9 protein-coding genes are annotated in these 11,564 nt (G+C 63.2%); 8 read left to right on the top strand and 1 reads right to left on the bottom strand.

The features are described from left to right. Nucleotides 1–152: 152 nt before the first annotated feature. On the bottom strand, nt 153–1,256 hold the full coding sequence (locus EP26_RS19965) for a LacI family DNA-binding transcriptional regulator (RefSeq protein ID WP_084112682.1): 1,104 nt from the start codon (nt 1,254–1,256) through the stop codon (nt 153–155). Nucleotides 1,257–1,532: 276 nt separating this feature from the next. On the opposite strand from EP26_RS19965, the gene EP26_RS19960 reads away from it, so the two are divergent. The 8 genes from EP26_RS19960 (at nt 1,533) to EP26_RS19925 (ending at nt 11,521) form a co-directional block, all read left to right on the top strand. Further along, nucleotides 1,533–2,576, top strand: coding sequence for an alpha/beta hydrolase (locus EP26_RS19960; RefSeq protein WP_245624457.1), 1,044 nt, complete (start codon nt 1,533–1,535; stop codon nt 2,574–2,576). Continuing rightward, nucleotides 2,573–3,340: an SDR family NAD(P)-dependent oxidoreductase gene (locus EP26_RS19955; protein WP_043341222.1), complete on the top strand. Its 768-nt coding sequence runs from the start codon at nt 2,573–2,575 to the stop codon at nt 3,338–3,340. The genes EP26_RS19960 and EP26_RS19955 overlap by 4 nt, the downstream gene beginning before the upstream one ends. Before the next feature lie 47 nt (nt 3,341–3,387). Further along, on the top strand, nt 3,388–5,397 hold the full coding sequence (locus tag EP26_RS19950; protein ID WP_052389410.1) for a flavin-containing monooxygenase: 2,010 nt from the start codon (nt 3,388–3,390) through the stop codon (nt 5,395–5,397). A gap of 28 nt (nt 5,398–5,425) precedes the next feature. Beyond that, complete coding sequence (locus tag EP26_RS19945; RefSeq protein WP_052389409.1) at nt 5,426–6,682, top strand: ABC transporter substrate-binding protein; 1,257 nt, start codon at nt 5,426–5,428, stop codon at nt 6,680–6,682. Nucleotides 6,683–6,708: 26 nt separating this feature from the next. Further along, on the top strand, nt 6,709–7,509 hold the full coding sequence (locus tag EP26_RS19940; protein WP_211259487.1) for a glucose 1-dehydrogenase: 801 nt from the start codon (nt 6,709–6,711) through the stop codon (nt 7,507–7,509). 78 nt (nt 7,510–7,587) lie between these two features. After that, nucleotides 7,588–8,574 (top strand): Bug family tripartite tricarboxylate transporter substrate binding protein, encoded by a 987-nt coding sequence (locus tag EP26_RS19935; RefSeq protein WP_043341220.1) that lies wholly within the window; start codon nt 7,588–7,590, stop codon nt 8,572–8,574. A gap of 60 nt (nt 8,575–8,634) precedes the next feature. After that, nucleotides 8,635–9,867 (top strand): ABC transporter substrate-binding protein, encoded by a 1,233-nt coding sequence (locus EP26_RS19930; protein WP_043341218.1) that lies wholly within the window; start codon nt 8,635–8,637, stop codon nt 9,865–9,867. 28 nt (nt 9,868–9,895) lie between these two features. Further along, complete coding sequence (locus EP26_RS19925) at nt 9,896–11,521, top strand: flavin-containing monooxygenase (RefSeq protein WP_043341217.1); 1,626 nt, start codon at nt 9,896–9,898, stop codon at nt 11,519–11,521. Nucleotides 11,522–11,564 lie beyond the last annotated feature (43 nt).

The following is an 11,564-nucleotide window of genomic DNA, read 5'->3' as shown; positions in this document are numbered from 1 at the left end:
AGGTGGCCATCGCTACCAAGGCGCTGAACCACATGCTCGAGCTTGGGCGGCCGGAGTACATCCGGACCGCATGACCCTAGACGCGAGCAGGGCTCAGTGTGTGCAGGCCGCTGACCCGTTCAACAAGATGTATCAGCGATTGGAGCAAAGGCTCAGGTACTTTCGCGCACGATAAGCGTATAGCCGAGGTCATGCATGCGCGATGGCATGGCGACAAGGTCGACGCGGCTGCTCTGGCTGGTGCGCTCGAGCAGCATCTCGGCGGCCCGCCTTCCCATGTCCTCCGCCCTCATGTCGATGGTTGTGAGTGCGGGATACATCGAGCGGGCGATCTCAGCGTCATCGAAACCAGCGACTGCAAGATCGCGCGGAACAGAGAGGCCACGCCGGTGCGCTTCGAAAACCACACCGGCAGCGAGGATGTCGCTGGCGACACAGATGGCGTCGAGTTGTGGCCGCCGCTCCAATAGACGTGCCAGGGCAGCCGCTCCGCCCTCCATTAAAAAGTGCGTGGCCTCTTCGCAGGCTGCGGGGTCATGTGGCAGCCCGGCTTCGGCCAACCCATCCAGATAGCCGCCCAGCCGAGCCTGTGCCCGGATATTGTGCCGGGTCGATCCACCGATGAAGCCGATGCGCTGGCGTCCGCGCGCAAGGAGATGGCGGACAACGTCCTGCGCGCCTCGCCGCTGCGGCACAGATACCGCATCAACAATGAATTCAGTCGCGGAGTCAGCCCACATCTCGACGAGTGGAACGCCGGCCTGTTCCAGCATTGCGATCGTCTGGGGCGTGTGCCCGCCTGCGAACAGCGCGATCCCATCCACACGCCGGGACAGGAAGGCGCGCACCAAGGCTTCTTCCTGCAACGGGTCGTAGTGGCTGACGCCGAGCACGAGCTGATACGACGCCCGGCGCAGGACATCAGACATGCTCTGCAGCGTCGGCGCGAAAGGCTGGCTGATTAGCGGAATGACCGCGGCGACGACCTGAGTGCGGGAAGAAGCCAGCCCACTCGCCACCAGATTGGGCAGGTACCCCGTTTCCTCTAATGCAGCACGGACCTTGGCAAGGGTGGATGCGGCGACCGCTGGAGGAGTGCGGAGCGCGCGAGACACCGTCATGACCGAGACGCCGGCAAGGCGCGCGACATCCTCCATACGCAACGCAGGCACACCGTTTGGCTTGGATGCCACAGCATCCTCGATCCCTCCTTTCTGAGGCTTCCTGCGCCTTCGTTGTCTCAGCATAGAATTCATTCTGCCCTGCCTGATGACCAGCCTGGTTTACCACAGTCACCCGGTCCGCCGCCCCAGCTGCCAGGTAAGGGTTGCGCAGCCTTCCTTGTTAGCGCTAACCTTGTGCCGTTAGCGCTACCACTGCGACCAGATCGGGGGCAGTATCCAGCCGCTGACATTGAGCAATGGGCCAAAGAGCCCGAGGAAGCGTCGATGCAAGCAGATCCACAACGAACCTTTCCATCACGGATAGACCGGCCGCTCACTTAGGCGACCCATACCCGGGCAACGTTGCCGTTGAATGCGGGCATCATCCATTTCGGGCCTCTGTCGCTTTCGTCGAGCGAAAATCTCGTTCTTTCCAAGAGGACGCCAATGCCGGCTGTTCATCCCGATACCCAAGCTCTGCTGACCTTGATCCGGAAATCGGGGCGGCCGCCCTACGAGGTGCTCTCCCCATTGGAGGCGCGGCGCGCTTACGCGGCGGGCCGCGCCCTTTTGCAGCCAGCTCCGGTCGAAGTCGCCGAGCTGCGCGATGTGACGATAATGGGCAAGGCGGGGGAAGTTCCTTTGCGGCTCTACCGCGGCGTGGATACATCGGCGGCCGATGTCCTGCCCTGCCTGCTCTATCTGCATGGCGGCGGCTGGGTCTTCGGCGACATAGACTCCCATGACGGGGTGTGCCGCCGACTGGCTAACGATGCCCGGTGCTGCGTCGTCGCCGTGGATTACCGCCTGGCACCCGAACACCCCTTCCCCGCCGCGATCGAGGATTGCATGGCGGCCCTCGCCTGGGTCGCCGGCAGTGCAGGTGCATTGCACATCGATGCAGCGCAAATTGCAGTGGCAGGCGACAGCGCCGGAGGCAATCTAGCCGCGGTGCTCGCCCTGATGGGGCGCGACGGTACCGTGCCACCTAGCATGTTCCAGGCGCTGTTGTATCCCGTGGTCGATCTCACCATGAGCGCGGAGAGCTACGAGCGAATTACGGAAGGCGTGCCGGTCACCGCGAAGACGATGCGGTACTTCGTCGACCACTATTTGCCAGACGTGGCGCAACGGACGGATTGGCGCGCATCGCCGCTGCGGGCACCTAACCTTCACGAGGCGCCCCCCGCGCTGGTGCTGACTTGCGGCCACGACCCCCTTTGCGACGAAGCGCGGCAATACGCCTGGCGGTTGGAACGTGATGGCGTCCGAGTCGTCACACTGCATCTGAGCGATCAAGTCCATGGAATCCTAACTATGGGCAAGGTCATCGGCGCGACGGACGGCATTCTGGCCTTCATTGCGGCCGTGCTCCGCGATGCCTGGCGGACTGCTGCCGGAGCGGCGCCATGACCCGCCTCCTCGAGGGCAAATCGGCGCTGGTCACCGGCGGCGGTTCTGGGATCGGACGCGCGACATCCATCGTTATGGCGCGCGAGGGCGCTTTCATCACCGTCGCGGACCTCTCAGGTCCGGCCGCCGACGAGACCGTCGAGCTGATCCGCGCAGCAGGCGGTGAGGCACAGGCGGTCGTCGCCGATGTGACCAAGCCCGATGAAGTGACGGCCATGGTCGCGGCGGTGGTCACGACCTATGGTCGGCTTGATTGCGCCTACAACAATGCCGGGATCGCGGCCGTCCATGTCGGCGCCGGCGGTCAGCGCGTCGGGGACATCTCCCAGCAGGCCTGGGATCGCATGCTGGCAGTGAACCTGACTGGCGTTTGGCTCTGCATGAAGCATGAGCTGGCGGCGATGGAGGGACAGGGAGGTGGTGTCATCGTCAACACCAGTTCCATCGCCGGCCTGGTTGGCCTGCCCGGATCCAACGCCTATGTCGCCGCGAAGCATGGCGTGATCGGCCTGACCAGGGCTGCGGCCATCGACCACGCTGCCACCGGCGTCCGCGTGAACGCGGTTTGCCCAGGTTACATTGAGACGCCGATGGTCGCCGAAGCGATGGCGCGCCGTGGCGACCAAATCCTGGCCACGGTGCCGATGCGCCGCTTGGGGACCGCCGACGACATAGCGGAAGCCGTGGTGTGGCTGTGCTCGGACCGTTCGGGCTTCGTCACCGGAACCACACTGACCGTTGATGGTGGCTACACCACAGGCTGAGTCGGAATGGCGCCCGATCAGGCGCCGCAGTCAAAGGACTTGTCGACATGGCACAGGACTTCCAGCTTGCCGTGCGCGAAGCGGTACACGATGAGGCCGCGCTCAAGGCCGCCCTCGCTGAAGCCGATATCGCGCCGATGCTGATGGTGCTCGTCCAGCTCACCGGCGACCTCGATATTCTTGAGGAAGTGGCCCCGTACATCCACGGCGCCTGGAGCTTCCTCCAGTCTGTTCCCGAACCGCTGAAGCAGAAGGTCCGTGACCGTTTGGTCGCCACCCTGCAGGATTACGCGACGAGTAAGCAGATTGCACCACCGCAGCCGCCGGCCGATGTGCTGCAACGCATGATGAGTGCCGGCGTCGGCCAACCGGTGCCGGATGAATACATCCCGCTGCTACTCGAGGAGATGCGCTTCGGCGAGGAGGACACCCGCGCCGTACGTTGGCACAACGACCCGGCGAAGCTGCCGCCCTGGGACTTCAAGGTGATTATCATCGGCGCCGGCTTTGGCGGCCTCTGCGCGGCGATCCGCCTGAAGCAGCTCGGCATTCGATTTGAGGTGTTCGAGAAGAACGCTAGTGTCGGCGGCACCTGGCTCGAGAACGAGTATCCCGGCTGCGCAGTAGATACACCAAATCACTTCTATTCCTACTCTTTCCACGTTAACAACCGCTGGACGCAGCATTTCTCCCGGCGCGACGAAATTCTTGCCTATATCGAGGACGTGACGCGCACCTACGATCTTCGCCCGCATATCCGCTTTGGGGCCGAGGCCACGAGCGCCATCTTTGACGAGAAAACCGACAGATGGCAGCTTACCTGGCGTGACGCCGAGGGGCGCGAGGAGAGTGCCGCGTGCAATGCGGTCATCAGTGCGGTCGGCCAGTTGAATCGGGCCTCGATCCCAAAAATTACCGGGCTCGACAACTTCAGCGGACCGTTATTCCATACCGCGCGTTGGGACCGCACCGTCGATCTTAAGGGCAAGCGGGTTGCCATGATCGGCACCGGCGCCAGCGCTATGCAGGCCGGGCCATCAATCGCCTCAGATGTGGCGCATCTGCGGATATTCCAGCGCACACCGCACTGGGCGATGAACAACCCGAACTACCATCGCGCTGTGAGCAACAGCAACCGCTGGGCACTTGAACATATCCCATACTTCTCGAACTGGCTTCGGTTCCAGCTGTTCTGGGCGAGCTCGGACGGCTTCCACGCCTCGCTGCATGTCGACCCGTCCTGGACGTCCTCGGCGGTTTCCCTAAACGAAGCAAACCATAAGATGCGCGAGCTGATCGTGGACTATGTGCGCGGCGAGCTCGGCGGTGATGAGGAACTGCTGGCCAAGGTCATTCCGTCATACCCGCCCTATGGCAAACGCATGCTTCGGGACAACTATTGGTACCGGATGCTCAAGCGCGAGAACGTCGCGCCGGAAACCGATCCGATCTCCCATGTCACGGCCGAGTCCATCGTGATGAAGGATGGCACTGTTCATCCAGCGGACGTCATCATTCTCGCCACCGGCTTCCAGGCTTCCCGCATGTTGTGGCCGCTCGATATCCGCGGGCGCGACGGCCATACAATCCGCGACGACTGGGGCGACGACGACCCGCGTGGCTATCTGGGCGTCACGGTGCCGCACTATCCGAATCTTTTTCTCATCTATGGTCCAAATACCAACCTGGCGCATGGCGGGTCGATCATCTTTCACACGGAATGCCAGGTCCGGTACATCGTTCAGGCGCTACGCGAAATGATCGAGCGAGGCTACACGACCATGGAAGTGCGGCAGGACGTCCATGACCAATACAACCATCGTCTCGACGAGAAGGCCCAGAGCATGGTCTGGGCGCATCCTGGCGTGACAAGCTGGTACAAGAACGACCGCAACCGCATCACGGTCACCTCGCCCTGGCGGCTGCTCGACTACTGGGGGATGATGAGGCATTTCGTGCCTGAGGATTTCCTAGTGGCAAAGCCAGGCCAGAAGCCTGAGATGCCGGGACAGAGAGCAGATGCGGTCATTTCGGCCGACAGGCTGCCTGTCAGTTGAAATGACCCCGAGTGACAGGACTGAAGCAATGGAATTCAGGAGCACATCGCGCCGGGCGCTGCTCGGCACGGTTGCGCTCGCAGGTGCGGCGGCGGTCCTGCCAGGACGTCCCACGCGGGCGCAATCGGATGGTGCGGCGAAGCCGAAGCTGCGCCTCGGCATCATCACTGACCTCTCCGGCCCCTATGCGGATCTGAGCCGTCCTGCGGAGGCCTGCGCGCGTCAGGCCTTGGAGGATTTCGGCGTTTCGGGGCGTGGGTGGGACGTCGATATCTTGGTCGCCGACCACCAGAACAAGACAGATATCGCCGCCGCCACGGCGCGCCGCTGGTTTGATCAGGAAGGCGTCGACGCACTGGTTGACGTTTCAACTTCGGCAACAGCCCTCGCGGTTAACGGGTTAGCACGTGAGAAGAACAAGGTCTTCCTGGCGACCGAGCCAGGAACCAGCGAGCTGACCGGCGCATCCTGCAGCCCGAACACAATCCATTGGGTCTGGGACACCGCGATGCTCGCGCGGTCGCTGGGCTCGACAGTGCTGGCGCAAGGCGGCGACAGTTGGTTCTTCCTCGGCGCCGACTACGCCTTCGGGCACCAGATGGTGCGGGACACCACGGCGGTGGTGCAGGCTCGCGGCGGCAAAATCGCCGGCAGTGTGTTCCATCCGTTCCCGGGCACTTCGGACTTCTCGGCCTTTCTGCTGCGCGCCCAATCTTCACGTGCCAAGGTCCTGAGCCTCTGCAATTCGGGCGCGGACCTCATTAACACCGTGAAGCAGGCACGCGAGTTCGGCGTGAATCGCAGCATGAGGATCGTGGGCATGATCACCTACGATACCGTTATTCACTCGCTCGGGCTGGAAACCGCGCAAGGCATGCAGATCGCCGCTACCTACTACTGGGACCTGAATGACCGGACACGTGCTTGGCAAGCGCGCGTGCAGCCCAAGACGCCCACATTGTACCCCAACATGGGCACTGCTGGCATCTACTCCGCCGTGACGCATTACCTCAAGACCGCTGCAGACATGGGCATCGCGGAGGCGAAGCGGGACGGCCGGGCGACTATTGCGCGTATGAAGTCAATGCCGACCGATGATGACTGCTTTGGCATGGGCACCATACGTGAAGATGGCCGCAAGATGCATCCGGTCTACATCCTGGAAGCGAAGAAGCCGGTCGAGAGCAAGCATTCCTGGGACCTGCTGAAGACCGTCGCTACAGTCTCGCCGGAGGACGCTTTCCGTCCGCTGAACGAAGGTGGCTGCCCGCTGGTGCGCGGATGACAAAAATAAGTAGGAGGAGAATGCCCATGGATTTCAGCGGCAAGGTAGCACTGGTGACCGGCGGGGCCGGCGGCATAGGACGGGCTGCCTCCCTGGGTTTCGCGCAGGGCGGTGCACGTGTGGCGGTGGTCGACCGTGATGCAGCCGGGGGCGAGGAGACCGCACGGCTCGTGCGTGCAGCCGGGGGCGAGGCCTGCTTCGTGCAGGCCGACGTCATCAAATCCACCGATGTCCAGGGTTATGTGAAGGCGACGCTAGATGCGTATGGCGCCATCGATTGCTTCTTCAACAACGCCGGCATCGAGGGCAAGATCGCGCTGACCGGCGATTATGAGGAGGATGTCTTCGACGCAGTCATCGCGGTCAACCTGAAGGGTGTCTTCCTTGGCCTTCGGCACGTAATTCCAGTCATGCTCCGGCAGCAGGGCGGCGCCATCGTGAACACCGCCTCCACGGCCGGGGTTGCGGGGTCACCAGGCCTTTCCGGCTACGTCGCCTCGAAGCATGGCGTGATCGGACTGACCCGAACCGCGGCCAGTGAATACGGTCGCAACGGCATCCGGGTGAATGCGGTGTGTCCTGGACCGACGGACACGCGAATGATCCATTCGCTTGAGGCGCAGACCAGCATCGAGGGAAGCAACAGCGTGCGAGAACGGTACCAGTCCACGATTCCCATCGGCCGCTACTCCACGCCCGAGGAGATAGCAAACCTGGTGCTGTTCCTCAGCTCCGAGCTCGCCGGCAGCATCACCGGCGGGCAGTACCTCATTGATGGTGGGCGTGGCGCCAGTCCGAGCGCTTTGCGCACCGTTGCCGCCGGATAGCATCCGGCGCAGCCAAGGACATGCGTTGCGGAGGCTGCTCACAGAGGGCGGCCCTCACAGGGGGGTAAATAATCGATCATGTATGACCATGTGATCGCACGGCGACGCGTGCTGCTGGCCGGCGCTGCGGCCGGCGTTGCGCTCGCGGCGCCCGCCTTGGCGCAACCAGCCTGGCCAAACCGGCCAATCCGGATGATGGTCGGCTTCGCGCCGGGCGGACCGACCGACGTGCTATCCCGCATGCTAGCGCCGGGCATGGCCGAAATACTTGGCGTTCCCGTTGTGGTTGACAATCGGCCCGGCGCGAATGGCAATCTTGCCATGGATTTCGTCGCTCGCTCGAGCGACAGCCATACCCTGACGCTGGTCAATGTCGGGCAGGTCGCCATCAACCCGCATACCTACACAACCATGCCGGTCGACCCGCTCAAGGATCTGGTGCCAGTCGCCACCGCCATCACCGGCGATCTACTATTGGTTGCACATCCGAAGCTCGGCGTGACCACCCTGGCCGAGTTGATTGCTTTGCTAAAGGCGAATCCTGGCAAGTTCAGCTATGCCAGCACAGGCTCGGGCGGCATCACCCATGTCGTGATGGAGTTGTTGAAGAGTGCGACCGGCATCGAGATCGAGGCGGTGCATTATCGCGGCGCCGGCCCCGCGAGCCAGGACATGCTGGCTGGGGCCACCCATCTTATCATTGATGCGCTTTCGATGTACGAGCAGACTGTGCGCGACGGGCGACTCAAAGGCATTGCGGTACTGTCGGCGCAGCGGTCATCCATTCTTCCTGACGTGCCGACGATGGTGGAGTCCGGCTTCGGCGACTTCGTCTATCCGAACTGGTTTGGCTTGCTGGTGCCGCGGGGGACGCCGCCAGCGGTGATCGAGCGCCTCGCCGACGCCAATCGCCGGGCACAACAGAGCCCGCAGCTGCGTGAGCGCTTGCAGGGTATTGGGTGGGTCACGGCGGCGGATACGCCGGAGCATTTCACCTCCCGCATCATGCACGACTACCGTGTCTACGGCGAAATCGTGCGGGTGAAGAATATCCGAGCCGATTGACCCCACCCGGCCGTCCGGAAACGGGCGGCTGCCATTGCCTGACACCGGGAGGCAGCACAAATGGTCCCCTCGACGACACGCCGTGCCATTGTGGCCGTCATGGCTGGCCTCTCCACGTCGCTGGTGACGCACAGCCGTGCCCAGGCATCGGCGGTGATCCGGCTCGGAGTTCTCTCGGATTTCTCAGGACCTTACCGCGACTGGTCGGGCCCTACCACGCTCGCCTGCGTGCAACAGGCGGTGGAGGAGATGCGTCTGCTGCGACCAGAACTGCGCGTCGAGGTCCTCCAGGCCGACCACCAGAACAAGCCAGATGTGGGCGTTAACACCGCACGGGAATGGTTTGATCGGCGTGGCGTGGACGCCATTGTCGATGTAAACAACTCCGCCGTTGGTCTGGCCGTGAGCAGTGTGGCGCGAGAGAAGAACAAAGTCTTCCTGGCATCCGGTGCCTCGACCGCCGCCCTCACTGGGGCGCAGTGCTCGCCTAACACGGTGCAATGGACCTACGACACCTACATGCTCGCCAAGTCTACCAGCCAAGCCATGGTGCGGAATGGCGGCGACAGCTGGTTCTTCATCACCGCTGATTACGCGTTTGGGCACCAAATCGAACGTGACGCCACACAGTTCGTTCGGCAGGCTGGCGGCCGTGTGCTGGGTGCGGTGCGCTATCCTTTCCCGCAGACGACGGATTTCTCCTCGCAGATGCTGCAGGCCCAGGCCAGCGGCGCCAAGGTCCTGGCTCTGGCGAATGCTGGCAACGACACGGTGAACTGCGTGAAGCAAGCGCAGGAATTCGGCCTGGGCCGGCGCGGCATCCGCGTCGCGCTGATGCTGGCCTATCTAACCGACATCCACACCATGGGGCTGCAGACCGCTCAGGGCCTCGTGCTGGCGGAAAGCTTCTACTGGGACCTGAACGATCGCACCCGCGCCTTCATGGATCGGGTGCGTGGCAGGCTGGCCGGCAACAGCCTCAACCAAATGAACGCCGGCGGCTACGCCGCCACGCTGCATTACCTGAAAGCGGTCGCCGACATGGACGCGGTCCGGGCCAAGGCCAGCGGGCTGGAGACGGTGCTGCGGATGAAGGCGATGCCGACCGATGACGACTGCTTCGGCCCCGGCAGCATCCGCGCCGACGGCCGTAAGCTGCATCCGGCTTATCTGTTCGAGGTGAAAAAGCCCGAGGAATCCAAGGCACCCTTTGACTACTACAAACTTGTCGGCACCACCCCGGCCGAGGAGGCCTTCCGGCCCATGGCCGAAGGCGGCTGTCCGCTGGTTTGATCATCGTCCCGAGGAGAACTGTCCCGCCATGCCCGACGTGAACCCCGCTCCTGCCGCCCGCGAGTACGACGCCCTCGTCATAGGCGCCGGATTTTCTGGCCTGTACCAGCTGCTGTGCCTGCGTGACCGGCTTGGGCTGAATGTACAGGTGCTGGAAGCCGGCGATGGCTTGGGTGGCACCTGGTACTGGAACCGCTACCCCGGCGCCCGCTGCGACTCCGAAAGCCATGCTTATAACTACACATTTTCGAAGGAGCTCTTCGAGGAGTGGGAATGGACCGAGCGCTATCCGGACCATGCGGAAATCCGTCGCTACCTGAACCATGTGGCCGACCGATTCGACCTGAGGAAGGACATCCGCTTCAGCACCCGCGTGGTCGGCGCCCGCTACGACGAGGCGGCGAATCGCTGGTCGGTGACCACCGATGCGGGAGAGACGCTGACGGCGCAATTCCTGATCACCGCCGTTGGCTGCCTCTCCACGGCCAATGTGCCGAAGTTTCCGGGCCTCGAGGAATTCGGTGGCGATTGGTACCACACCGGACAATGGCCGCATGAAGGCGTAGATTTCACCGGCAAGCGCGTCGGCCTGATCGGTACCGGCTCCACCGGCATCCAGGCGACACCGGTCATTGCTGAAACGGCAGCGCACCTCACCGTATTCCAGCGCACCGCCAATTACAGCGTGCCGGCTCACAACGCACCGCTGACGCCGGAATTCAAGGCCTGGGTAAAGGAGAACCATGCCGAGATCCGTCGGATCATGCATAGCAACACAAATGGCCAAGCCTTCTTCATCGAGGACCGTTCGGCCTGGGACGTGACGCCCGAGCAGCGCCAGGCGCTGTACGAAGCCGCCTGGGCCAAGGGCGGGTTGCAGTTCCGCGCCGTCTTCCGCGATATACTGCTGGACAAGGCGGCGAACGACACCGCGGCCGAGTTCCTGAAGAACAAGATCCGCTCCATCGTGAAAGACCCAGTGACCGCGGCGCTGCTGGCTGATATCGACCATCCCTATGCCGCCAAGCGGCCGCCGATCGACACCGACTATTTCGCCACCTTCAACCGCGACAACGTCACCCTGGTCGATGTCCGCCGGGCTCCAATCGAGGCGATCACGCCGACTGGACTCCGCACCCGCGACGCGGAGTATCCGCTCGACATCATCGTCTTTGCCACCGGCTACGATGCGATGACCGGCCCGTTGCTGAAGCTGAACATCGAAGGTCGCAGTGGCCTGCCGCTGGCCAAGGCTTGGGAGGCCGGCCCGCGCAGCTACCTCGGCTTGCAGGTGGCGGGCTTTCCCAACCTCTTCACCATTACCGGGCCGGGCAGCCCTTCGGTGCTGTGCAACATGCCCGTAGCCATCGAGCAGCATGTTGAGTGGATCACTGACTGCATTGCGCACATGCGCAAGCGCGGACTCGCACGTATTGAGGCGCAGACCGACGCCGTAGAAAAATGGGTTGAGCAGGTCAATGACGCCGCCAATGCGACCTTGCTGCCGCAGGCGGCGAGTTCTTGGTATCTCGGAGCGAACGTACCAGGAAAGCCGCGGATCTTCATGCCGTACGCCGGTGGCATGGCACGCTACCGCGAGATCTGCGCCAATGTTGCGGCGAGGAACTACGACGGTTTTGCGCTGAGTGACTGAGCCTCCATTTTGATGCGTCCTGCGCAAGAGGCGCCTGAAAGCT

This window comes from Belnapia moabensis DSM 16746 (assembly GCF_000745835.1).
Taxonomy (GTDB): Bacteria; Pseudomonadota; Alphaproteobacteria; order Acetobacterales; family Acetobacteraceae; genus Belnapia; species Belnapia moabensis.
The sequence above is the reverse complement of the archived record's forward strand: the minus strand, read 5'-3'. Positions and strand labels throughout refer to the sequence as shown.